This window comes from Streptomyces sp. NBC_00572 (genome assembly GCF_026341815.1).
In the GTDB taxonomy this organism is placed as follows: domain Bacteria; phylum Actinomycetota; class Actinomycetes; order Streptomycetales; family Streptomycetaceae; genus Streptomyces.
Genome location: NZ_JAPENX010000001.1, coordinates 1,917,338 through 1,940,994 on the forward strand (window position 1 = coordinate 1,917,338; position 23,657 = coordinate 1,940,994).

Here is a 23,657-nt window from a genome sequence, read left to right on the forward strand (position 1 = left end):
TGCTAACTACCGTTAAGTAACCCAAATGGTAGGGCGTGAACGGGTCCCGGACCAGGGCACGACTATGCTCGGGCAGGCATTCCGCCCGACGTTCACTGGAGACCCGCATGGCCCTCAAGATCACCGTGATCGGCACCGGCTACCTCGGCGCCACCCACGCCGCGGCCATGGCGGAACTGGGCTTCGAAGTCCTCGGGCTCGATGTCGTCCCCGAGAAGATCGAGCTGCTGTCCTCCGGCCGGGTCCCGATGTACGAGCCGGGCCTCGAAGAACTCCTGTCGAAGCACGTGGCCGGCATCGAGGGTTCGAGCGGGCGGCTGCGCTTCACCACCTCCTGGGAGGAGGTCGGCGCCTTCGGCGACGTGCACTTCGTCTGTGTGAACACCCCGCAGAAGCACGGCGAGTACGCCTGCGACATGAGCTACGTGGACGCCGCCTTCGCCTCCCTCGCCGAGGTCGTACGCGAAGGGGCCCTGGTCGTCGGCAAGTCGACCGTGCCCGTCGGCTCGGCCGAGCGGCTCGCGGGCCTGCTCCCGGAGGGCGTGGAGCTGGCCTGGAACCCGGAGTTCCTGCGCGAGGGCTTCGCCGTGAACGACACCCTGCACCCGGACCGGATCGTCGTCGGCGTGCAGGGCGAGCGGGCCGAGAAGCTGCTGCGCGAGGTGTACGCCGGACCGATCGGCGACGGCTCGCCCCTCGTGGTGACCGACTTCCCGACCTCCGAACTGGTGAAGACCTCCGCGAACTCCTTCCTCGCCACCAAGATCTCCTTCATCAACGCCATGGCCGAACTGTGCGAGGCCGCCGGCGGCGACGTCGCCAAGCTGGCCGAGGCCCTCGGCCACGACGACCGGATCGGCCCCAAGTTCCTGCGCGCCGGCATCGGCTTCGGCGGCGGCTGCCTCCCCAAGGACATCAGGGCCTTCATGGCCCGCGCCGGCGAGCTGGGCGCCGACCAGGCGCTGACGTTCCTGCGTGAGATCGACTCGATCAACATGCGGCGCCGCGGCCAGATGGTCGAGATGGCGCGGGAGGCCCTCGGCGGCAGCACCTTCCTGGGCCGCCGGGTCGCCGTCCTCGGCGCCACCTTCAAGCCGGACTCGGATGACGTCCGCGACTCCCCCGCGCTGAACGTGGCCGGTCAGATACACCTCCAGGGCGGCCAGGTCACCGTCTACGACCCGAAGGGCATGGACAACGCCCGCCGCCTCTTCCCGACGCTCGGATACGCGGAGTCCGCCCTCGACGCGGTGCGCGGGGCGGACGTGGTGCTGCACCTGACGGAGTGGCGCGAGTTCCGCGAGCTGGACCCGGCGACGCTCGCCGAGGCCGCCGGGTCGCGGGTGATCCTGGACGGCCGCAACGCGCTGGACCCGGAGCGCTGGCGGGCGGCCGGCTGGACGTACCGGGCGATGGGCCGCCCGCGCGCCTGAGGACGCCGACACACGGGCAGAGGGGGCGCTTTTCAGCGCCCCCGCTGCCGTTTCGTGCGGTCAGGCCGCCGCCGGCCGGATGCGGTTCGTCCTCGACAGGAACTCCGTCTCGCGCAGCGCCCTGGTGACGTTGGTGTGCGCGAGCCCGACCAGGTCCTGGGCCGGCCAGCCCCGGCGGAGCAGCTCCGCGAAGAGCGGGACGTAGCCGACGGCCGGAGCGGTGGTGCGGGAGACGCCCACGCAGTGCGCGCCCGCCTCGTCGCGCACCCGGTCCAGGACGTCGGCGACGGCGGCCGGGTCGTCCGTCACCGTGACCATGCAGACGGCGCCGTTCTCGCCGAGGAGGCCGAGGACGTCGTCGGGCAGGCCTTCCGGGGCCGCCCTGCTGAGCAGGACCGGGGCGCGGGTGACCGCGAGGGTGCGGCGGACCGTGTCCTGGTCGGCGCCGGAGAGGTCCACGGCCAGGCCGATGCGGTTCATCTCCCGTACGGCGTCGCGGGCGAAGCGGTCGAAGCGCGTGAGGTTGACGGCCCGTACGCCCAGGGCGTGATAGGCCCGCAGGGTCGCGGCGGAGCCGCCGAGCGCCGCCCAGCCGACCGGCCCGAGCAGGGCGGCGACGCGACCGCAGTTGCGGGCGTGGGCCATCTCGGAGGTCGTGTGGGCGAGGCGCAGGTCCTCGGGGCAGGCGGCGACGAGCGCGCGGACGGCGTCGATGCGCCGCAGGGTCCCGATGGCGCCCTCGTCGGCGTCGACGTGCAGCGACCAGAACTGCGCTCCGACCTCCTCGGCACGGACGGGCGGAAGGTCCTCCGGGTCGAGGGCCCGGGGCAGTTCGGTGTGTCCCTCGACGACGGGCTGGGCGGCCAGGATGGCGCGGGCGCGGGAGGTCTCGTCGAGCGGCGGCGGTGGCTCAGGGGGGTCGACCTCCCCGGCGGCGGCAGGGACGGTGGAGAGGGTCTGATGATCGTCTAGCAGATCCGCCATGGTCTTACTCCAACTCGGTGATGCAGTACCGCCCCGCCGAGTTCGGCGGGGCAGTACCGTCCACCGTGCCACCGGGCCCGTTCGGGGGCTCGGTGGGCTGCGCCGTCCGGGTGAAGTACCGAGCCCGGGGCGAGGTGGTTCCGGGCCGTCAGGCCCCCTGTGCGTCCAGGGAGTCGATCGTCGCGTTCGACGGTGCCGTACGGCTCCGCAGGTCGCGCGCGACCGCCTCCGCGTCGCGGAGGACGCGGACCGCGTTGGACCAGGTCAGCTTGGCGAGGTCCGGGTGGGACCAGCCTCGGTGCAGGAGTTCCGCGACCAGGTTGGGGTAGCCGGCGACGTCGTCGAGGCCGGCCGGGGTGAAGGCCGTGCCGTCGTAGTCGCCGCCGATGCCGATGTGGTCGATGCCGGCGGCCTCGCGCATGTGGTCGAGGTGGTCGGCGACCGTCGCGGCGGTGGCGATCGGACGCGGGTTCGTCTCCTCGAAGGCGCGGTGCAGCTTCATGGCCTCGGCTGTGGTGTCGAGGTGGTCGAAGCCGTGCGCCCGGAGGTTGTCGTCGGCCCGCGCGGTCCACTCGACGGCCGCGGGGAGGATGAACTTGGGCACGAACGTGGCCATCGCGACGCCGCCGTTGGCGGGCAGCCGCTCCAGGACGTCGGTCGGGATGTTCCTCGGGTGGTCGCAGACGGCCAGGGCCGAGGAGTGCGAGAAGATCACCGGCGCCGCCGAGGCGTCGAGCGCGTCCCGCATGGTGGTGGCGGCGACGTGCGAGAGGTCGACGAGCATGCCGGAGCGGTTCATCTCGCGGACGACCTCGCGGCCGAAGGCGGAGAGCCCGCCGACGCCGGGCTCGTCGGTCGCCGAGTCCGCCCAGTCGTTGTTGTCGTTGTGGGTGAGCGTCATGTAGCGCACGCCGAGGGTGTGCAGGGCGCGCAGGGTGGCGAGGGAGTTGTTGATCGAGTGGCCGCCCTCGGCGCCCTTGAGGGAGGCGATACGGCCCTCCTTGCGGGCTGCCTCCATGTCGTCCGCCGTCAGGGCCGGGGCGAGGTCGCCCGCGTACCGCTCCAGGAGCTGGTCGACGATGTCGATCTGCTCCAGGGTGGCGCTGACCGCGTCGTCGCCGGCGAGCCGGCAGGGCACGTACACCGACCAGAACTGGGCGCCGACGCCGCCGGCCCGCAGCCGCTTGAGGTCGGTGTGCAGCGCGCCGGTCTGGTCCGCGCCGATGTCCATACGGTCCAGGTCGTAGCGGACGTGCTCGCGCAGCGCCCACGGCAGGTCGTTGTGGCCGTCGACGACGGGGTGGCCCGCGAGCAGCTCGCGGGCCTCCTCCAGACGGTCCGCCGCGCTCACTTGCCGAAGCCGAACGAGTCCGCGCCCTCGACCTTGGCCCGCAGGCGCTTGCCCTTCTCCGTGGCCTGGTCGTTGAGCTCCTGGAGGAACTCGTTCATCCGGGTCTGCAGCTCGGGGTCGTGCGCGGCGAGGATCCGGGCGGCGAGCAGGCCCGCGTTCCGGGCGCCGGCGACGGAGACCGTGGCGACGGGGATGCCGGCCGGCATCTGCACGATGGAGAGCAGCGAGTCCATGCCGTCGAGGTACTTCAACGGCACCGGGACGCCGATGACGGGCAGCGGGGTGACGGAGGCGAGCATGCCGGGCAGGTGGGCTGCGCCGCCGGCGCCCGCGATGATCGCCTTGAGGCCGCGGCCGGCGGCCTCCTCGCCGTACGCGATCATCTCGCGCGGCATCCGGTGCGCGGAGAGGACGTTGACCTCGTAGGGGATCTCGAACTCGTCGAGGGCCTGCGCGGCGGCCTCCATGACGGACCAGTCGGAGTCGGATCCCATGGCGATGCCGACGGCGGGAGAGGTGCTGATGCTGCTCACTCGGTGATCGTTCCTCGCAGATAGCCGGCGGCGTGACGCGCGCGCTCCAGCACGTCGTCCAGGTCGTCGCCGTAGGTGTTGACGTGCCCCACCTTGCGGCCGGGCTTCACGTCCTTGCCATACATGTGGATCTTGAGCTGCGGGTCCCTGGCCATGCAGTGCAGGTACGCGGAGTACATGTCCGGGTAGTCGCCGCCCAGGACATTGCACATCACGGTCCACGGTGCGCGCGGGCGCGGATCGCCGAGGGGCAGGTCGAGAACCGCCCGGACGTGGTTGGCGAACTGCGAGGTGATCGCGCCGTCCTGGGTCCAGTGGCCGGAGTTGTGCGGGCGCATCGCCAGTTCGTTGACGAGGATGCGGCCGTCCGTGGTCTGGAAGAGCTCGACGGCGAGGTGGCCGACGACGCCCAGCTCCTTGGCGATGCGCAGGGCGAGCTCCTGGGCCTGGCCTCCGAGCTCGTCGTCGAGGTCCGGCGCCGGGGCGATCACGGTGTCGCAGACGCCGTCGACCTGACGGGACTCGACGACCGGGTAGGCGACGGCCTGGCCGTGCGGGGAGCGGACGATGTTCGCGGCGAGCTCGCGCGTGAAGTCGACCTTCTCCTCGGCGAGGACGGGGACACCCGCCAGGAAGGGGTCGCGGGCGTCCTCCGGCGTGCGGACGAACCAGACGCCCTTGCCGTCGTAGCCGCCGCGCACGGTCTTGAGGATGATCGGGAAGCCCCCGACCTCGGCGGCGAAGGCCGCCGCGTCCTCGGGGTCCGCCACGATGCGGTGCCGGGGGCTGGGTGCGCCGATCTCGTCGAGCTTGGCGCGCATCACCCCCTTGTCCTGGGCGTGCACCAGCGCGTCGGGCCCCGGGCGGACGGGGATGCCGTCCGCCTCAAGGGCCCGCAGGTGCTCCGTGGGGACGTGCTCGTGATCGAAGGTGATCACGTCACATCCACGCGCGAAGTCACGCAGCGTAGCCAGGTCGCGATAGTCGCCGATGACGACCTCGCTCACCACCTGCGCCGCAGAGTCCTGCGGGGTGTCACTGAGGAGCTTGAACTTGATGCCGAGGGGGATGCCCGCCTCGTGGGTCATACGGGCGAGCTGACCGCCACCGACCATGCCGACTACCGGAAACGTCACCCTCTTAGGGTATCCGCACCATCCGTGAACACTCGTCCGGCTGTGGTTTGGCACAAGAACCGCGCTGGTGGGGAGCCGGTGCGCCCGGGGATTCCGAGGTACACGGGCGGGTGACAGGAGGGCTGGTTAGCATGGTTGGGTTGACGTCGCCCGGACGTCATCCGGACGGACGGGACAGAGCCATCACCATGAGTGAACCCGGCGCGCTGCGCATGCGACTCGACCGGCTCGTCCGCGAGGTCGCCAAGTTCGGGGTGGTGGGGGGTCTCGGCGTCCTGGTCAACCTGGGCGTCTTCAACCTGGTCCGCGGCGCCACGGACATTCCGATGGTGCGGGCCAGCCTGATCGCCACCGTGGTCGCGATCGTCTTCAACTACGTGGGGTTCCGCTACTTCACGTACCGCGACCGGGACAAGTCCGGACGCACCAAGGAAATGTCGCTGTTCCTGCTGTTCAGCGTCGTGGGCATGGTCATCGAGAACGGTGTGCTCTACGCGGCGACGTACGGCTTCGGCTGGGACGGCCCGCTCGCGAGCAACTTCTTCAAGTTCTTCGGCATCGGGATCGGGACGCTGTTCCGCTTCTGGTCGTACCGCACGTGGGTGTTCCGCGCGCTGCCGGCGAAGGAGGCGGTGCAGACCGCCGAATCGTTCCTTGAGCAGGCGCCCCGGCAGGCGACCCGGCGGCAGCCCGACCGCGTCTGAGCCCTCGCTCTTCGCCTTCGCTCTTCGAAACCCCTGGCCAGGCCATCTGACCAGGGGTTTTCATCGTACGGGGCGGTCCTGCTGCCCGTCCGAGACGCTGCGGACCTCCCGGCTCAGGAACAGCGCGAAGACCGGCGGCTGCTGCTGGAGCAGCTCCAGGCGGCCGCCGTCCGCCTCCGCCAGGTCGCGGGCGACCGCCAGGCCGATACCCGTGGAGCTGCGGCCGCTGACGGCCCGCTCGAAGATCCGCGCGCCGAGGTCGGCCGGGACGCCCGGGCCCTCGTCCGTGACCTCGATCACCGACTGGTTGCCGGTGACGCGGGTCCGCAGGGCGACCGTGCCGCCGCCGTGCATCAGCGAGTTCTCGATCAGGGCCGCGAGGACCTGGGCGACCGCGCCCGGGGTGCCGACCGCCCGCATGCCCTGCTTGCCCGAGTGGACGATGGCCCGCCCCGCGCTGCGGTAGGCCGGCCGCCACTCCTCGATCTGCTGCTTGACGACCTCGTCGAGGTCGAAGGCGACGGCGGAGCCGGTGCGGGGGTCCCGGGAGTTCGTGAGCAGCCGCTCGACAACGTCGGTGAGCCGCTCTACCTGGGTGAGCGCGATCGTCGCCTCCTCCTTGACCGTGTCCAGGTCGTCGGCGAGCGCCACCTCCTCCAGGCGCATGGAGAGGGCCGTGAGGGGTGTGCGGAGCTGGTGCGAGGCGTCTGCGGCGAGACGGCGCTCGGCGGTGAGCATCCGGGCGATGCGCTCGGCCGAGGCGTCGAGGACGTCCGCGACCCGGTCCAGCTCGGGCACCCCGTACCGCTTGTGCCGGGGGCGCGGGTCGCCGGAGCCGAGGCGCTCGGCGGTCTCCGCGAGGTCGGTGAGCGGGGACGTCAGCTTGTTGGCCTGCCGTACGGCGAGGAGGACGGCGGCGATGACGGCCAGCAGGGCCACCGCGCCGATGATCATGAGGGTGCGGCCGACCTCCGCCGTGACGGCGGAGCGGGACTCCTCGACGATCACCGTCTCGCCGCGCTCGCCCTCGGCGAGGCCGCGGGTGACGTCGCCCTCCGGGCGGGTGCCGATCTCGATCGTGTCGCGGCCGGGGATGTGGATCTGGGCGTACCGCTTGGCGCCGCTCTGCTCGGACAGGATGTCCGGGTTGACCGGCTCGCCGCCGATGAGCCTGCTGTCGACGATCGAGACGATGCGGAGCGCCTCCAGGTCGACGCTCTCCTGGGCGCTGCTGGAGATGGTGCGGGTCTCGACGATGACGAGGGAGACGCCGAAGACGGCGACGACGACGAGGACGACGGCGAGGGTGGAGTTGATGAGGCGGCGACGCACGGTTGCCCTCCGGGCGGGTACGGGAACGCTCCCGAGCGTACGGGCCCGACGAACGGGCCTGCCGCCGCCCGCCGGCGCGGCGGGGACGTGGGGCGGGCCCGGTCTTCGTCAGCTCTTTTCGAAGCGGAAGCCGACGCCTCTCACCGTGGCGATGTAGCGGGGGTTCGCCGCGTCGTCGCCGAGCTTCTTGCGGAGCCAGGAGATGTGCATGTCGAGGGTCTTGGTGGAGGACCACCAGGTGGTGTCCCAGACCTCGCGCATCAGCTGGTCGCGGGTGACGACCCGGCCCGCGTCGCGGACCAGGACCCGCAGCAGGTCGAACTCCTTGGCCGTGAGCTGGAGCTCCTCGTCGCCCATCCAGGCGCGGTGCGACTCGACGTCGATCCGTACGCCGTGGGTCGAGGGGGTGATGACGGGCTCGGTGGAGCCGCGCCGGAGCAGGGCCCGGACGCGGGCGAGGAGTTCGGCGAGGCGGAAGGGCTTGGTGACGTAGTCGTCGGCGCCCGCGTCGAGCCCGACGACCGTGTCGACCTCGTCGGCGCGCGCGGTGAGCACCAGGATCGGGACCGTGTGGCCCTCGGCGCGCAGTCGCCGGGCGACCTCCAGACCGTCCATGCCGGGCAGCCCCAGGTCGAGCACGACCAGGTCCACACCGCCCTGGAGGCCGGCGTCGAGGGCGGTCGGGCCGTCCTCGCGGACCTCGACCTCGTACCCCTCTCTCCGCAGGGCGCGGGCCAGCGGTTCCGAGATGGATGCGTCGTCCTCGGCGAGCAGTACACGGGTCATGGGGTGATGGTAGTCCGCAGGGGCGGGAGGCCGGGGCATGATCCCCGGGGAGGCGGGGAACCCTGGGGATCTTGTGGGTATCTTGCACATGACCTTCGAATGACCCCGCGTGGTTGCACTCTCACCTGTGATCCATCTCTCAAGTCCTTTCATATCCGGCACTGTCGTGTCGTATGGTGGCTCGACGTCTGTAGCGGTAATCGGGGACCTTTGGCCAGCTTCGCGCGCCAAGGTCCTCTTTCTGCGTGAGGTCGGCTCAGCCGAACCTCAAGGACGGTGAATGACCTGTGGGCCGGGTCCCGGGACGCGAATACGCAAATCCGGGGCGTGGATCCCGGTGGAATCCACTCCGATTCCGCCGGTGCCGGCCTCCCCCACCGGGCGCACCACGCTCACAAGGCGCGCGTCCCGACAGAGCAAGGATCGACATGGCGTCCAGCCTGACGAAGGACTCGGCCGAACCCCTCGGCTACGAGAAGACCTTCCTCGGCCACCCCCGTGGTCTGGCCACTCTCTTCATGACCGAGATGTGGGAGCGTTTCTCCTACTACGGCATGAGGGCCCTTCTCGTTCTGTACCTGGTCTCCGGCGGCGTGGACGCCGCTACGGGCAGCCAGGGCGGCGGTCTCGCGATGACCGCGGCGACGGCGACGGCGATCTACTCCGTCTACGTCTCGATGGTCTACCTGATGGCCCTGCCCGGCGGCTGGTTCGGCGACCGCGTCTGGGGCGCCCGCAAGACCGTCACGATCGCGGCCTCCGTGATCATGCTCGGCCACGTCTCGCTGGCCATCCCCGGCCAGGCGATGTTCTTCGTCGGCCTCGCGCTCGTCGCGGTCGGCTCCGGCCTCCTGAAGGCCAACATCTCGACGATGGTCGGCCACCTCTACAAGGGCGCGGACGACCCGCGCCGTGACGGTGGCTTCACGCTCTTCTACGTCGGTATCAACCTCGGCGCGTTCTTCGCCCCGCTGGTCATCGGCACCGTCGGCGAGAAGGTCAACTGGCACCTGGGCTTCGCCCTCGCCGCCGTCGGCATGGGCCTCGGCCTGGCCGTCTTCCTGGCCTTCGGCAAGACGCTGAACCCGAAGAGCAGCGAGGTCCCGAACCCGCTGTCCGCCGCGGAGCGCAAGGCCGTCATCACCAAGGCCGCCGTCATCACCGTCGCGATCGCCGTCTTCTACGGCGCCGTCGTGGCCATGGGCATGTACACCCTGAACTGGGCGATGGTCCCGATCACCCTCGCGGGCCTGATCATCCCGGTCGCCGTCCTGGCGCGCATCAAGCGCGACAAGGACCTCGACTCGGGCGAGAAGTCGCGGGTGACCGGCTACATCTGGTTCTTCGTCGCCGCCGCCATCTTCTGGATGATCTACGACCAGGGCGGCTCGACGCTGTCGCTGTTCGCGGACGACAAGACCGCCGGCACGATCTTCGGCCTCGGCTTCCCCGCCACCTGGTACCAGTCGCTGAACCCGCTGTTCGTGATGGCGCTCGCGCCGGTCTTCGCCTGGCTGTGGCTGTGGCTGGCCCGCAAGAACCAGGAGCCGAACACCATCGTGAAGTTCGCGATGGGTCTGGTCCTCGTCGGCGCCTCGTTCTTCGTCTTCATCGTCCCGATGAACATGGCGGGCGACGGCACCAAGGTCTCCCCGATGTGGCTGGTCACGATCTACATGATCCAGACCATCGGTGAGCTGTGCCTCTCCCCGGTCGGCCTCTCCGTCACGACGAAGATGGCGCCGAAGAAGTACGCCTCCCAGATGATGGGTGTCTGGTTCCTCGCCGTCACCGCCGGTGACTGCACCACGGGTCTGCTCTCCATCGCGGGCGTCGACCTGAACGGGACAGGGATCATCGCGATGCAGGCGACGCTCGCCGTCGCGGCGGGCTTCGCGATCTACATGTACCGCAAGAAGGTCCAGGGCCTCATGGGCAGCGTCCACTGACCTCCCCCGTACGGCCGTGAGGGCCGCCGCACCGATCCGGTGCGGCGGCCCTCCGCCGTTTCCGGCCCCGCCCGCGCGTCAGCGCCTGAGGCGCGCCCACGGGGTGAAGGTGAACACCGCGCCGCCGAGCAGGATCACCGTGCCGGCGACCAGGGCGAGGGCGCGCAGGGCGCCGTCGCTCTCGGCACCGGTCTCGGCGAGGTTCCCGCCGTCGGAGCCGCCGGAGCCGCTACCGGAACCGGAGCCGCTGCCCGAACCGCTGCCCGAGCCCGAGCCGCTGCCGTCGCCGCCCGACGCGCCGCCCGCCTGCTTGCTCGTGTCCAGTTCGAGGGAGGCCTTCACGGCGCCCTTCACCTGGCACGGGATCTCCATCCCCGAACTGCCGAGGGTGACCTTGATGGTCAGCGTGCCGGGGCTGAGCGTGGACGTGCCGGTCGCTCCGGGCTTGTACGTGCCCTTCATGTCCGGCAGGTTCACGGGGTCGCCCAGCTTCAGCGCGGTGGGGTTCGGGGGTCCCGAGACGTTCACCGTGCCGCTGTCGGAGCCGCCGATCTTGACCGCCATGGAGGCCTTGAGGGCCCCCTTGGGGAGGGCGGCGGGGCTGTTCATGACGCCCTTGGCCGTCCTGACCGTGAGGTCGTACACACCGCCGTTCTTCTTGGCGTCGATCGTCACCTTGGAGTTGATCGGGTCCGGGCCGGGGGCCTGGCAGCCGAACGTGACGGAGACCTCCTTGCCGGGGAAGGACGTCTCGCCACCACCGCCGCCCGTAGCGCCGCTCGTACCGCCGCTGGAGGATCCGCCGGAGGCCGAGCCGGAGCCGGAGGTGGAGGATCCTCCGGTGCCGCCGGAGGAGGTGGTCGAGGAGCCGCCGGTGTTGTTCGAGCCGCCTCCGGTGGTCGTGGTGGAGCCACCCGTCGTGCTGCCGCTCGCGTTGCCGCCCGACGTCGTGGTGGTACCGCCGGCGGTCGTGGTGGACCCGCCGTTCGTCCCGCCCGTCGTCGTACCGCCGCCGCCCTCCGTGACCTTGATCCTGGCGGCGACCGGGACCGTCTCCTTCGGCGTGCACTTCGTGTCCGTCGACAGCGGCTTGGACACGTTGATCGTGTACTTGTCGGGCGTGAGGGTGACCTCGCCCGCCTTGGTCAGCTTCAGCTTCCCCTTCATCTCGGGCAGCACCATCGGGCTGTTCTTGGGGATCGGCGGGTTCTGCCGGGGTCCCTCCATCGCGACGGTGCCGGTCGCCGCGCCGCCCACGGTGAGGGCGCCGGTCGGCTTGACGGTGTTCTGGCCGAGGTCGAGCACGTCGGGGTTCTTCGACGCGGCCTGGACCGTCTTCCAGACGATCTCGACCTCGTCGCCGACCTTGGCCTCCGCCGGTGCCGTGATCAGCACCTTCGTCGTGCCCTGCACGGGCGGAAGCCCGGAGATGGGCGGCGGGATGCACTCCGTCTTGTACGAGACCTCGGCGGCCTGGGCAGGGCCGGCGGAAATCATGATCCCCGCGCCGCCGAGCATCAGCGCGACTCCGGCCGCGCTCATCCTCCGTTGCGTACTCACGCATGTCCCTTCGTCGTCGGGCTGCTCTCTGGGGCTGACGGTGCGGAGTCAGGACTGAACCACGGCAGGGCCGCGGTGGGTTCGTCGTCCCCCGGGTGCCGCGCGGGGTCGCGCGCGGGGTCGGGGGCACGTGTACGGAGCCGGGCCAGGGGTGCGGTCCGGGGGCGCGCCCGGGGCCGGGGCCGGGCGGAGTTCGTCGCCGGGCGGGCGCGGTCCACCACGGCCATCCCGATCCGGAACAGCGCCGCCGGTACGACCACGGCGAGCAGCAGCCAGAAGAGCGTCACGCCCCAGGGCCGGCCGACCCCCCACGGCTGCTCGACCAGGACCTTGCCCGCGTACCGCACGGAGACCTGGTAGTCGCCGTGCGCGCCCGCCGTGAGTTCGACGGGGAGCCGGACGAGGGCCTTCTCGCCGGGCTGGATCGTGCCGCGCCACTGGCGTTCCTCGTACTGCGGCGCGAACACGCCGTGGCTGGTGCCGACCTGGAAGACGGGGTCCTTGACGGGGGCGGAGCCGAGATTGCCGACGGTGAAGACGATCTCGCGGGACGGCGGCGCCCCGAACCAGGTGAGGAGGCCGCTGGAGCCGTCGAGGCGTACGGCGGCGAGGACGGCGAGCCGCCCGTCGCCGGAGGCCTCGGGGAGCGGTGCGACGGGATGCCCGGCGACGGTGAACTCCCGGTCGACGGCGTCCTGTTGGCCGGTGACCCCGGCGACGTGCACCACGCAGGGGCAGGGCTTGGGCGGTTCGGCGACCGGGAGCTTCGCGCTGAACGCGCCCCGGGCGTCGACGGTGGCGGCCCGGCCCTCGGTGTTGGCGCAGGAGTTGGTGCCGCCGATGACGCCCTTGCCGGGGGCGCCCTGGCCGCAGATCAGCAGCATCAGCAGCGCGCCCGGCTTCCAGCCGCTGCCGCTGACGGTGATCTCACCGCCCTTGCCGCCCTCCGCCCGGGAGAGCTCGACGGCGGGGCCGGGGGCCGCCGACGCCGGGGCGGCGGGCAGGAGGGCGAGGGCGAGCACCACCAGAAGTGCCCCGGCCGTACGTGTCCACCTCATGTGTTGGCTCCCGCCGACGCTCGCTGGGTACGGGCCCTTCCGCGCCGCCGTACCGCGTATCCGCCGCCGGCCGCCGCGAGGAGCAGTCCGGCCGCCCCGGTGAGCGCCGGGCCCGAGGCGAAGGAGGCCTCGGTGCGGGCGGTGGCGGGGGCCGCGCCCGGGGCGGTGGCGGTCAGCCGGACGGTGACGGAGTCGAGGGCGGGCGGATCGGGCCAGGGTTCGGTTCGGGTGGCCCGCTCGCCGGGCCTGAGGGTGAGCGGCAGGGCCCGGCCCGGCCGGTCGAGGACGGTGCCGAGGACGCCTTCGGCGTGCACCGCGAGGTGCGGGGCGAGGGCCGTGGTGCCCCGGTTGACCAGGGTGTAGCGGAGGTCTCCGGTCGTGGTGTCGACGCGGACGTCCTCGACGGTGAGCGCGGCGAGCTTCGGGCCGCTGACCCTCAGCCGCAGGTCGACGCGGACCTCCCGGCCCGCCGCCGTGGCCCGTACCGCGCCCCGGTGGTCGCCCGGCGGGGTGTCCGCGGTGACGGTCACGGCGAAGGGCACGTCCGCCCGGGTCCTGGCGGGCACGGTCACGGTCCGGGCGGCGAAGGACACGGGTGCGCCCTGCCCGCTGAGCCGTACGGTGAGCGGCCGCGTCCCCGGGTTGGTCAGCGACAGGGAGTCCTGGAGGACGCTGCCGGCGGGCCCCTCCAGATAGGCGTACGGCCGTCCGGCGGCGGGCGCCGCCGTCCAGCCCTGGGCGCCGGGGGGTGCCGCCGCGACCGCGCCGAGGAGGGCGGTCGCGGCGGCCACGAGCCCGGAGCGCGCCGCCGCCCGCATCAGCGTGCCGTGCGCCGCGTGAGCCAGAGGACTCCGGCGGCGCCGGTGAGGAGGACGGTGCCGCCGAGGGTGCCGAGGGCCATGGCGGAGTCGAGCGGGCCGGTCTTGGGCAGTTCGGTGCCCTGGTCTTCCCCGTCGTCGGCGGGAGGCGGGGTGTCGGCGCCGCCGGAGAGCCCCGTCACCTCCAGTTCGAGGGCGGGCTTCGGGTTGTTCTTCGGGGTGCAGACGGCGGCGTCCATGCCGAGGGCGTGCACGGTGAGCGTCCCGGCCGTGAAGGTGACCTTGCCGTTCTTCTTCGGGGTGTACGTGCCCGTCAGGGTGCCGATCTTGATGGGGGTGTCGGGCGGGATGGCGGCGGTGTTCGGCGTTCCCTTGACCTTGACGGTGCCGGAGTCGGCGCCGCCGAGGACGAGTTCGGCACGCGGGGTCATGACGCCCTTGGGGAGCTCGATCGGGCTGTCGGAGACGCCCTTCTCGAACGACATGGTGATCGTGTACGCGCTGCCGTTCTTGACGGCCTTGATGTCGACGGGCGAGACGGCCCCCTTGGGCCCGATCTTCGTCTCGCAGGCGTAGTTGACGTCGACGACGGCCGCCTGGGCGGCCGGTGCGCCGGCGAGCACGGCCGCGCCCGCCACCGCGACCGCCGCCGTGAGCGCGGCGGTCGTTCTCCTCCGGTTCGGCTCCTTGGACACCCCGAGCACCCCTCACCGCAACGTAACTGACGGTCTTTCAGATTGGGCGTCAAGGTACGCCTGAGGCCTTACGGAGGGAAGAAGAGGGACTGTGAAAGTCCTAGGCGGGTGCGGCGAGTTCCGCCCAGACCGTCTTGCCGGGGGCGCCGGGGGTGCGCTCGATGCCCCAGTCGAGGCAGAGGCGCTGCACGATGAACATGCCGTGGCCGCCCGGGCGACCGGACCGGTGCGGGGTGCGGGGCGCGGGCGCGCCCGCGCCGCGGTCGGTGACTTCGAGGCGCAGGACCTTGGGCAGGCGAAGCACGCGGAGCCGCTCGGGGCCCTCGGCGTGCAGACAGGCGTTGGTGACGAGTTCGGAGACGACGAGCAGGACGTCCTCCGCGGCGGCCCTGCGGTCGGCGGTGGCGGCCGGCAGCCAGCCCCACTCATGGAGCGCGGTCCGCGTGAAGTCACGGGCGAGCGGCACGGTGCCGCTGGTCTCGCCGAGGGCGAGCGTACGGACGTCGGAAGCTTGGTCCATCAGCGCTTCACCTCACCGATCGACGGGACAGAGGGCGGGACGTGCGGGGCGGAGCCGGGAGCGTGGGGGCGGGCCCGGTCGGGGCGGGGTCAGCCGGGCAGGGCTGTGGCGAGTGTCTCGTGCACGGTGAAGACGGCCTCCGCGCCCGTGATGTGGAACACCCGGGCCACCGCGGGCCGCATCCCCACGAGATGAACGCCACCACCGGCGGCGTCCGCCCTCAGCCGGGCGCCGAGGAGCACGTTGAGCCCGGTCGAGTCGCAGAACTCCAGGCCCGAGCAGTCGACGACGAGCCGCGAACGGCCCGCGTCCAGCGCCTGGTCCAGAGGGGAACGCAGCAGTTCGGCGGTGTAGTGATCCAGCTCACCGACCGGGGCGAGGAGTTCGCTCGTGTCCACGGTCCGGACCTCGACCCGCAACCGCGCGGGCGGTGCGCTGCCGATGTTCTCGCGGTCCATGGCCGTGCCTCTTCTCGCTCTCGCGGATGCCGACTGACGTGCCACGAACCCTACAAGCGGGGCACCCTTCTCTGCACACGAGGTCCACCACATATCGGGACAAAGCGGATTATCGACAGTTGCGACCTTCGGCGTCGAGCAGGTAGGGCTAGTAGGGAACACCCGACACGACCGGCCACGGAGGCGCCGCAAACCGCAGCAGAAGAACCACGAAGGAGACTCATGTCACCCCGGCTCGACGCCCCGCGTACCCCCGACGCGCCGTCGGCAACAGTCCCCCTGGACCGTCCCGCCGACCGTCCCGTCGGCCTCCCCCTCGACCCTCCCGTCGACACCGTCGACCACTCCGACACCCGTGCCGTCCGGCTCCCGGAGCAGCTCACCGACCGGCCCCTCGACCACATCGGTCCGGTCGACGCGCGCGCCCTGTCGAAGCAGCTCTTCGCGCGGCTCGCGGAGCTCGAAGAGGGCACCCACGACCACGCGTACGTCCGCAACACCCTCGTCGAACTCAACCTGGCCCTGGTCAAGTTCGCCGCCGCCCGCTTCGGCACCCGCAGCGAGCCGATGGAGGACATCGTCCAGGTCGGCACCATCGGCCTCATCAAGGCGATCGACCGCTTCGAACTCACCCGTGGCGTGGAGTTCCCCACCTTCGCGATGCCGACGATCATCGGTGAGATCAAGCGCTTCTTCCGCGACACGTCGTGGTCCGTGCACGTGCCCCGCAGACTCCAGGAGTTGCGGCTCGACCTCGCCAAGGCCGGTGACGCCCTCGCGCAGCGCCTCGACCGCGCGCCGACCGTCGCCGAGCTCGCCGAGGAACTCGGCATCTCCCCCGAGGAGGTCGTCGAGGGCATGGCCGCGAGCAACGCGTACACCGCGAGCTCGCTCGACGCGCAGCCCGACGAGGAGGAGGGCGGCGGCGGTGAGGCCACGCTCGCCGACCGGCTCGGCTACGAGGACCACGGCCTCACCGGGATCGAGTACATCGCCTCCCTGAAGCCGATGATCGCCTCCCTCCCCGCCCGCGAGCGGCACATCCTCTCGCTCCGGTTCGTCTCCGGCATGACCCAGTCGGAGATCGGCACGGAGCTCGGCATCTCGCAGATGCACGTGTCCCGGCTGCTCGCCCGCATCCTCGCCAGGCTGCGCCGGGGTCTCACTCTGGAGGAATGACCTCCACCGGCTTCCCCGAGCCGCCAAGATGGCTGCGGAAAGGGCCCGTTCACGGTCTTTCGACCCGTGACGGGCCCTTCCGCGTGGCGCTTTCGCGGTACCGGAGGGCCTTGTTGACGCGGCGTCCGGATTGGGCCACATTGAGCCCGGGGGTTCAGGGGGGAATCACATGTTTTCTGCGTACGCGGAACTCGAAGGACGCATGCGCGGCCGGCTCGGGGGCAGGGAGTGCCTCTACGTGCCGTCGTGCCGCTTCGGTCTCTATCTCGCGCTGCGCCACTGGTGCGGACCGGGCGGCCGGGTGCTGATGTCACCGGTCAACGACGACGTCATCTTCTTCGTCGTCCTCGCCGCCGGGCTCCGCCCCGTGCAGGCACCGCTCGACCCCCGGGACGGGTCGATCGACACGGCCGCCGTGCCCGAGTCCGTCTGGCAGGGCCTCTCCGCCGTCCTCACGACCAATCTGTACGGGAACCCCGACCCGGCTCCGGAGCTGCGGGGCCACTGCGACCGGCTCGGCATCCCGCTGATCGAGGACGCGGCCCACGCGATCGGCTCCACCGTCGACGGGCGCCCGGTCGGCACGTACGGCGAGGCGTCCGTCTTCAGCCTGTCGAAGCACACCGGCGCCAAGACCGGCGGCTTCCTCGCCCTCGCCGACCCGGCGCTGCGGGAGGAACTCGCCGCCGCCCGCGACGCGTTGCTGCACCCGACCCGCACCACCGCCGAACTCGCCTACCTGGTACGGCCGTACGCCGAGTCGACCCTGCGCGGACTGCGTCTGGTCGGGGCCGCGCGCGCGGCGGTCCGGCGGCTCGGCCTGGAGGAGCGGGAGGAGATACGCATGCCGCTCCGCGCCGAGGAACTGAAGCGGGCCCTGACGGCGGCGCCCGCGCTCGAACCCTTCCACTCCTGGGTCCGGGTCGACATGCACGACTACCGGCTGCGGCCGGGCGCCGGGCGGCTCCGGCGCACCACCCGCAGGTTCGCCCGGCTCGACGACGTCCTCGACGCCCACCGGGCGGGCACCGAGCGGCTCCTGGCGAGCGAGTACGAGGCGACGACGCCCTCGGGGCCCGTCCAGCCGCTGTACCGGGTGCCGCTGCTCGTCGAGGACCGTGACGCGGCCGTCGCCGCCCTCGCCCGGCGCCGGATCACCACCGGCTACCTCTACGACCCGCCGCTCGACGGCTACGCGGGCGAGGCCTTCACGGACCTCTCCCCCGCGCCGGAGCCGGCCGCCTGGTTCGCCCGGCACGCCCTGCCCGTGGACCCGCGCCGCGCGGACGAGGCCCTCACGGTGCTGCGCGGCGCCGGGATCCGCCCGGCTCGGCCGTCGATGGTCCCCGGCGGCGCCCGGTGACGGAGTCGGTACGGCTGCGGGGTCCGGAGCAGACGGGTCCGGACCCGGCGGGCGAGGCCTCCGCGCACACGGAGGCGAAGAAGGGCGACGGCCCCGGATACGGCTCCGACGCGGGTTCCGGCTCGGGTTCCGGCGACAACTCCATGTTCCGTAACGCCTATGCCCTGATGCTCTCCACCGGCGTCTCGGCGGCCCTCGGGCTCGGCTTCTGGCTGATCGCCGCCCGCTACTACTCGGAGGAGGCCGTCGGGCAGGGCTCCGCCGCCATCGCCGCGCAGCGGATGCTCGCCTCGATCACGGCGACCACCCTGTCCGGCGCGGTCGTCCGGTACGTGCCCCGGGCGGGCCGGGCCACCGGCCCGCTGGTCGTCCGCCTGTACCTGGTCAGCAGCGTCGTCGTCGCCGTCGCCTGCGGTGTCTTCCTGCTCACCCTCGACCTGTGGGGGCCGTCGTACGCCCCGCTCGGCACCGTCTCCGCCGGGATCTTCTTCACCGCCTCCGCCGTCGGCTGGGCCCTGCTCACCCTCCAGGACGGGGTGCTCACCGGACTGAGACGGGCGATCTGGGTCCCGGTCGGCAACGCCGTCTTCTCGCTCGGCAAGCTCGTCCTGCTCGTGCTGCTCGCGGCCGCCGTGCCGGTCCTCGGCGTCTTCGTCTCCTGGGCGGCGGCGATCGTGCTCTCCGTGCTGCCGCTCGGCTGGCTCGTCTTCCGCCGGCTCATCCCCCAGCAGGCCCGCGCCGACCGCGACCGCGAACCGCCGAGCATGCGGGAGATCGGCCGGTTCATCGCCGGGGACTCCGTCGGCGCGTTCTTCAGCCTCGTCATGATCAGCCTGCTGCCGGTGATGGTCGCCGTCCGCTTCGACTCCGCCCACAACGCCTTCTTCTACACGGCGTACACCGTCGGCGGCACGATGGAGTTCATGGCCATCAACATGGCCTCCTCGCTGACCGCGCACGCCTCGCACAGCCCCGAGTCCCTCGCCGAAGGGGTGCGGGGCGCGCTGCGCCGCATGGTGCTGCTGCTCGTCCCCGTCGTCCTCGTCCTCGTCGTCTTCGCGCCGCTGATCCTGGCGCCCTTCGGCCAGGGGTACCAGGACAACGGCTCCACCGTGCTGCGCCTCCTCGCCGCCGCCGCGCTCCCCCGAGTCGCCGTGGAGCTCTACATCGGCGTTCTGCGGGTCCAGGGCCGTACGGGCATGCTCGCCGCCGTCCAGGGCGCGATGTGCCTCCTCGTGCTCGGCAGCGCGGCCGTGCTGCTCGGCCCGTACGGCATCAGCGGGGCCGGGATCGCCGTCCTCGGCGGGATGACCCTGATGGCGATCGCCTCCGCGCCGGGCCTGCGGGCCACCCTCAAGGGACAGGCACCGGCCGAACGCCCTCGGGCGGCGGCGCGGGTGAAGGAGCGCGCGGAGGACGGGTACGGCACCAACTGGGCGCGGGAGAGCGCCTATCTGCGCGGGGCGCACGAGTCGGTGACGCCCGCGTTCGGCATCCCCGTGTACGTACCCCGGCAGCCTGCCGACGGGCCCGCGGGCCCCCTCGCGAGGCCGCTGCCGCCGGCGGCGTCACGGACGGCGGCGCCGGACACCCCGGACCGTACGGTGACCTGGCTGTGGCTGCTGCTCGGCCTCGGGGCCGGGCTGTTCTGGTTCCCGCTCGCCCGGTCCGGCGAGCTGGACGTGGCGACGCTCTCCGGCACCGGGCTGCTTGCCGCGCTGCCCCCGGTCACGCTCCTCGCCGGGCTGATCCTGGTCGCCCTCCAGGGCGCCGCCGTCGGACTCCGGGTCTTCCGGCCCTCGTTCGCCGGAACGGTCCTGCTCGCGACCTTCCTCGCCCTGCACACCGCGCCGCCCCTGCTCGGCCTGCGCCCGGCCGACGCGGCGGGTCCGGGTGCGGCGCTCCTGGGCGACGGGGTGGAGCGGGCCGTCGCCCCCATCGCGCTCCAGGCGCTGAGCCTGCTGCTCACGGCTGTGCTGCTCCGGGTGGTCGGGGTGGGCGCGCGGGTCACGGCCGGTGTGGTGTGGGTGCTCGTCTGGGCGGGCTGGGCGGGGCAGCAGGCCTTCGCCACCGCCCCGCTCCCGCTCTTCCTCGGCCTGGCGGGCGGCACGATGGCGGTGTGCGCCTTCCGCGGTCTGACGTCGGGCCGGCGCCCTTAGGCCGCCTACCGGTTCGGTACGTCCTGCCGGAAGTACGGGTCCCGGCCGGCGGTCCGGTAACCCTCAAGTCCTGGGCCGGAGTCGATGGTCAGGTCGCAGCCCGGCCCGGGAACGGCCCGGTTCCAGTGCACGTACGCGCGTGCCTTCGGCAGGGTCGGCGCCACCTTCGGGATCGCGGTGTACCAGTCGCGCTGCCGCTCGGGCTTCTTCGGGTCGGGGGCGGTGGAGAACTCGGAGAGCATGATCGGCTTGTCGGCGGAGACGTTCTTCCGGAGCCAGTCGTAGCTCGGCCGCTGACTCCGGTCGAAGTCGAGCCAGTCCGGCGACTTGTGGCAGAGGTAGTAGTTGTACTGGTCCATGCCGATCCAGTCGACGTACTCGTCGCCGGGATAGAGCGCCTTCATCCGCTCGGCGTTGCCGAGGTAGCCGGAGACGGTCCACACCCACACCACGTTGGTGACGCCCAGCTTCTCGAAGCGGTCGCGGAGGTGGCGGTAGGCGGCGACGTACTCCTCGGGGGTCCCGGCGCCCTCGGGGATGCGGAAGTCGGCCTCCTGGTCGAACGAGAAGAAGACCCGCTTGCCGTACTCCTTGAGGCGCAGGGCCTGCGGGTCGATGACGGAGGTGTCGTACGTCCCGGAGGCGATGTTCTTCCAGCCGAGCTGCCTCTCGGTCCAGTTGGCGTGGTGCTTCTCGGTCCACACCGTGGACTCCCAGGCCAGCATGAGGAGCCGCTCGCGGCCGAGTTCCCGCTCGTCGGGGGTGAGCAGTTCGCCGTCGGCCTTGCTCCCCGACATGTCGTGGTACGTGTAGACGAGGTCGAGCTTGCGGCCGATCTTCTTCTCGAAGGCGTACACGGGCCGGGTGAGCGAGCTGTCCTCGTCGTGCGGGATGTACGCGCCCCACCAGGCCCCGCACGGGGCGACGAGGGCGGCGTCGGGGGTGCAGCGGTCGTCACCCTCGGCGAAGGTCGACCAGACCCCTATGCCGGCGGTCAGCGCGCCGACGGCGGCGAGCGCGATCGCGAGCCGGGCCCAGGGGCCGCCCTTGCCGTGGCGGCCGGTCACCCGCCCCCACCGGCCCCGTCGGTCCCTCGTCGACGGAACCGGGGCGTGCGGATCGGGGACGGCCGGGCGCTGTCGCGCTCCACGGCTCCGCGCGTGGCGGCCGGCAGCGGCACCCCGGGCAGGATGGCGACGACGCTCACGAAGACGGCGAGGACGACCAGGAAGACGGTGAGCGAGAAGGACTTCGTCAGGAACAGCGTGGTCGCCACGAGGGTGGCCACGGACAGGCTGACGGGCGCGGCGAGCGCCAGGGCCTCCAGGCGGGCGCCGGGGCGCAGTCCGAGCGGCTGCGGGAGCAGCAGGGCGAGGCCGGGTGCGAGGACGACGAAGGCGAGGACCGGGATCCAGCGCACCGGGGAGCCGCCGGGGAACGCGGTCGCCGCGAGGGCGACCCATCCGGAGGCCGCGAGGACGGCTCTGCGCTGGACGCGTGGGGTCAGGCGTGGGTGGGCCATGGCGTACCTGCTCCTCGTACGGGTGGACCGACGGGCGTGTCGTCGGAGGGGTGTTCGGCCGGTGGCGGGCGGGCGGGTTCAGCCGCGGTGGCGGGCGGGCGTTCTCAGCCGGTGGTGGTGGGCCGGTAGCGCAGGACGAGGCCGTACCGGCTCTCCTCCACGACCTCGAACAGCGGGGATGCCTTGAGCGCCTTGCCTAGGGCGTCGAAGCCGCCCTCGGGGAGGTAGCCCTCGCCGATGACGGCCTCGCCCTGGGTGGGGGTGAGGATCACATAGGCCGGGCGGCCCGCGGGGATGCCGCCGGCGAGGTAGCCGGCCGGGTCCTTCAGCATGCGGAGGTTCTCGTCGACCTCCTGCTCGGTGAAGAACCAGCGCTCGTAGTGGTCGTAGCGGTAGTACGAGTCGGCGAAGGCGCCGGTCGCGGCGAGGATCAGCGCCCCCTCGGGCGCCCGGTCGAAGGCACGGCGGGTGAGCGCGGTCTCGCCGGGCGGCGCGTAGTGCATGCCCTCCTTGCCGTAGTACGAGGGCAGGAAGCCGGCGAGCATGGCGACGAGGGTGACGGGCAGGGCGACGGCGGCCGTGCGGCGGGCGATCGCGGCGGCGCGGCTCGCTGCCCCGGCGGCGGGGACGAGCGCGGCGGCGGCGAAGAAGGCGGCGCCGGGAAGTCCGAAGAGGTAGACCCTGAAGATCATCTCGCCGCCGTAGTCGTTGACGGCGAACATCGGGAGGGGCGCGGCCGCGGTGAGCAGCAGCGGCAGGGCGCTGCGGACCAGCCTGCGGCGGAGGAGCACGGCGGCGGCGGCGAGGCCGCCGAGGGCGAGCACCATCAGGATGTTGGCGCTGCCGACGAGTTCGGGTCCCGGCCCGGTGGGGTCACCCGCGAAGCCGGGGCGGCTGTTGCCGAGCAGGTCGCCGGCCTTCTCCCGCAGGGTGCCGAGGGTCTCCAGGAACAGCTCCCGGCCCATGGTGAGGTTCCAGACCAGCATGATCACGCCGGTGGTGGCGAGGAGCCCGAGGTTGCGGTAGCGGCGGGTGAGGCAGAGGGCGAAGAGGCTCGCGCACAGCATCACGGGGGTGAGCTGGTGCGAGGCGTTGATGGTGGCGATGATCGGGACGAGGAAGAGGACCGCGATCGCGCGCTGCCGGGTGGTCGTGGGCGGCGGTACGGCCGCGGCGGCCGGGTCGAGCGCGGAGCGGTCGCGGAGCGCGCCCGCCGAGCCCGGCAGGACGAAGTGCCGGACGACGACGGCGAAGACGGTGAGATAGAGCAGGTAGGAGAAGCCCTGCGGGGAGAGGTAGTCCTGGCCCACCCAGTTCGCGAGCTGGAAGATCCACACACCGGTCCACACGAGGCGCCAGTCGTCGCTGAACGTGCGGTAGACGAGTATCAGGACGGGAACGGTCAGCAGACCGAGCGCCACCGGCGCCCAGTTGATGAACGAGGCGGCGGCGTCCACACCGAAGGCCCGGACCAGGGCCGCGTCCAGCGAGAAGAAGCCGGGCCACTGGTCGTAGGCGGACATGCCGCCGGAGATCTCGCGCCCGGGGTGGACCGTGCCCTCGGTGAGGAGCCGGCTGATGATCGCGTCGTGCTTGGACGCCCAGGCGTAGCGGACCGTGTCGTAGAGGATCGCCGGCGGTGCCTTGAGGGCGACGAGCATCGCCGCGCAGTAGGTGGCCGGCCAGAGGGGCGCGGTGCCGGCGCGGCGCAGGGTGATGACGAAGCCGCCGGTCAGGACGGCGAGGGCGGCGTAGAAGCTGAGGGGGAAGCGGTCGAGGAGGCCGAACTCGTCCATGCTGCGGAAGTCGATGCCGGGCAGGGCCCAGAGCCAGAGGGCCCCGGCGACGACGAGGGGGACGAGGTTGAGGGCGTCGGGGGAACGGAGGGCGCCGACGAGACGGGCTCGGCCGTCCCCGCGGGCGGGGCGGGGCGCCTTGACCTCCCGCCCTCCTGCCCGTCGCTCCTCCGGCTGCCCGTCGTCCGCCTCCCGGTCGGTGGCGGTGGGCTGCGGTGGCACGCCGCTCCCGGTCACCGGTGTGGGCCCCTGACGCTGCACGGCCTCTCCCCCCACGAACTGTCCCTTTCGGCGAAGTACAGGAAGGTACTTCGGTTTTGT

21 protein-coding genes are annotated in these 23,657 nt (G+C 72.2%); 6 read left to right on the top strand and 15 right to left on the bottom strand.

Annotation, left to right across the window (positions count from 1 at the left end; all coding sequences use genetic code 11):
* Positions 1–107 precede the first annotated feature (107 nt).
* Positions 108–1,433 carry a UDP-glucose/GDP-mannose dehydrogenase family protein gene (locus tag OG514_RS08685; RefSeq protein WP_266892559.1) on the top strand — a complete coding sequence of 442 codons (1,326 nt, stop codon included), beginning with the start codon at positions 108–110 and terminating at the stop codon, positions 1,431–1,433.
* Between the two features lie 60 nt (positions 1,434–1,493).
* Here OG514_RS08685 and OG514_RS08690 read toward each other — a convergent pair whose 3' ends face one another.
* The 4 genes from OG514_RS08690 to OG514_RS08705 form a co-directional block, all read right to left on the bottom strand.
* Positions 1,494–2,417, bottom strand: a complete 924-nt coding sequence (locus tag OG514_RS08690; protein WP_266892561.1) for a membrane dipeptidase — start codon at positions 2,415–2,417, stop codon at positions 1,494–1,496.
* A gap of 148 nt (positions 2,418–2,565) precedes the next feature.
* Positions 2,566–3,768: a dipeptidase gene (locus tag OG514_RS08695; protein WP_266892563.1), complete on the bottom strand. Its 1,203-nt coding sequence runs from the start codon at positions 3,766–3,768 to the stop codon at positions 2,566–2,568.
* Positions 3,765–4,262, bottom strand: coding sequence for a 5-(carboxyamino)imidazole ribonucleotide mutase (gene purE / locus OG514_RS08700; RefSeq protein ID WP_266900792.1), 498 nt, complete (start codon positions 4,260–4,262; stop codon positions 3,765–3,767). Before purE ends, OG514_RS08695 begins: the two co-directional genes overlap by 4 nt.
* A 35-nt stretch (positions 4,263–4,297) precedes the next feature.
* Positions 4,298–5,437, bottom strand: a complete 1,140-nt coding sequence (locus OG514_RS08705) for a 5-(carboxyamino)imidazole ribonucleotide synthase (RefSeq protein WP_323181505.1) — start codon at positions 5,435–5,437, stop codon at positions 4,298–4,300.
* Between the two features lie 188 nt (positions 5,438–5,625).
* Between OG514_RS08705 and OG514_RS08710 the strand changes: the two genes are divergently transcribed.
* Positions 5,626–6,141, top strand: coding sequence for a GtrA family protein (locus tag OG514_RS08710; RefSeq protein WP_266892567.1), 516 nt, complete (start codon positions 5,626–5,628; stop codon positions 6,139–6,141).
* A 60-nt stretch (positions 6,142–6,201) separates the two neighbouring features.
* Here OG514_RS08710 and OG514_RS08715 read toward each other — a convergent pair whose 3' ends face one another.
* Together OG514_RS08715 and OG514_RS08720 are read right to left on the bottom strand one after the other, a co-directional pair.
* Positions 6,202–7,473, bottom strand: coding sequence for an ATP-binding protein (locus OG514_RS08715; RefSeq protein ID WP_266892569.1), 1,272 nt, complete (start codon positions 7,471–7,473; stop codon positions 6,202–6,204).
* A 108-nt stretch (positions 7,474–7,581) separates the two neighbouring features.
* A complete protein-coding gene (locus OG514_RS08720; RefSeq protein WP_266892571.1) occupies positions 7,582–8,259 on the bottom strand; it encodes a response regulator transcription factor in 678 nt (225 codons plus the stop codon).
* A gap of 428 nt (positions 8,260–8,687) precedes the next feature.
* Between OG514_RS08720 and OG514_RS08725 the strand changes: the two genes are divergently transcribed.
* Complete coding sequence (locus OG514_RS08725; RefSeq protein ID WP_266892573.1) at positions 8,688–10,208, top strand: peptide MFS transporter; 1,521 nt, start codon at positions 8,688–8,690, stop codon at positions 10,206–10,208.
* A gap of 78 nt (positions 10,209–10,286) precedes the next feature.
* Here the strand turns inward: OG514_RS08725 and OG514_RS08730 are convergent, their stop codons facing one another.
* The 6 genes from OG514_RS08730 to OG514_RS08755 all read right to left on the bottom strand — a co-directional run bounded on the left by OG514_RS08730 (position 10,287) and on the right by OG514_RS08755 (position 15,317).
* A complete protein-coding gene (locus OG514_RS08730) occupies positions 10,287–11,750 on the bottom strand; it encodes a hypothetical protein (RefSeq protein ID WP_266892575.1) in 1,464 nt (487 codons plus the stop codon).
* A 14-nt stretch (positions 11,751–11,764) separates the two neighbouring features.
* On the bottom strand, positions 11,765–12,826 hold the full coding sequence (locus tag OG514_RS08735; protein ID WP_266892577.1) for a hypothetical protein: 1,062 nt from the start codon (positions 12,824–12,826) through the stop codon (positions 11,765–11,767).
* Positions 12,823–13,644: a hypothetical protein gene (locus OG514_RS08740; protein WP_266892579.1), complete on the bottom strand. Its 822-nt coding sequence runs from the start codon at positions 13,642–13,644 to the stop codon at positions 12,823–12,825. Before OG514_RS08740 ends, OG514_RS08735 begins: the two co-directional genes overlap by 4 nt.
* Positions 13,644–14,339 carry a peptidase gene (locus tag OG514_RS08745; protein ID WP_266892581.1) on the bottom strand — a complete coding sequence of 232 codons (696 nt, stop codon included), beginning with the start codon at positions 14,337–14,339 and terminating at the stop codon, positions 13,644–13,646. The genes OG514_RS08740 and OG514_RS08745 overlap by 1 nt, the downstream gene beginning before the upstream one ends.
* A gap of 100 nt (positions 14,340–14,439) precedes the next feature.
* Positions 14,440–14,859 carry an ATP-binding protein gene (locus OG514_RS08750; RefSeq protein ID WP_266892583.1) on the bottom strand — a complete coding sequence of 140 codons (420 nt, stop codon included), beginning with the start codon at positions 14,857–14,859 and terminating at the stop codon, positions 14,440–14,442.
* Positions 14,860–14,948: 89 nt separating this feature from the next.
* Positions 14,949–15,317 (bottom strand): STAS domain-containing protein, encoded by a 369-nt coding sequence (locus OG514_RS08755; RefSeq protein ID WP_266892584.1) that lies wholly within the window; start codon positions 15,315–15,317, stop codon positions 14,949–14,951.
* Positions 15,318–15,539: 222 nt separating this feature from the next.
* Here OG514_RS08755 and OG514_RS08760 point away from each other — a divergent pair, with 222 nt between their 5' ends.
* The 3 genes from OG514_RS08760 (at position 15,540) to OG514_RS08770 (ending at position 20,018) form a co-directional block, all read left to right on the top strand.
* Positions 15,540–16,496 (top strand): RNA polymerase sigma factor SigF, encoded by a 957-nt coding sequence (locus OG514_RS08760; RefSeq protein ID WP_266892586.1) that lies wholly within the window; start codon positions 15,540–15,542, stop codon positions 16,494–16,496.
* A 169-nt stretch (positions 16,497–16,665) separates the two neighbouring features.
* A complete protein-coding gene (locus OG514_RS08765) occupies positions 16,666–17,859 on the top strand; it encodes a DegT/DnrJ/EryC1/StrS family aminotransferase (RefSeq protein WP_266892588.1) in 1,194 nt (397 codons plus the stop codon).
* Between the two features lie 143 nt (positions 17,860–18,002).
* Complete coding sequence (locus tag OG514_RS08770; RefSeq protein WP_266900793.1) at positions 18,003–20,018, top strand: lipopolysaccharide biosynthesis protein; 2,016 nt, start codon at positions 18,003–18,005, stop codon at positions 20,016–20,018.
* 5 nt (positions 20,019–20,023) lie between these two features.
* Here OG514_RS08770 and OG514_RS08775 read toward each other — a convergent pair whose 3' ends face one another.
* From OG514_RS08775 to OG514_RS08785, 3 genes are all read right to left on the bottom strand, one after another.
* Complete coding sequence (locus OG514_RS08775; RefSeq protein ID WP_266892590.1) at positions 20,024–21,085, bottom strand: glycosyl hydrolase; 1,062 nt, start codon at positions 21,083–21,085, stop codon at positions 20,024–20,026.
* Positions 21,082–21,540, bottom strand: a complete 459-nt coding sequence (locus OG514_RS08780) for a hypothetical protein (RefSeq protein WP_266892592.1) — start codon at positions 21,538–21,540, stop codon at positions 21,082–21,084. The genes OG514_RS08775 and OG514_RS08780 overlap by 4 nt, the downstream gene beginning before the upstream one ends.
* A 104-nt stretch (positions 21,541–21,644) precedes the next feature.
* Positions 21,645–23,597: a hypothetical protein gene (locus tag OG514_RS08785; protein WP_266892594.1), complete on the bottom strand. Its 1,953-nt coding sequence runs from the start codon at positions 23,595–23,597 to the stop codon at positions 21,645–21,647.
* Positions 23,598–23,657 lie beyond the last annotated feature (60 nt).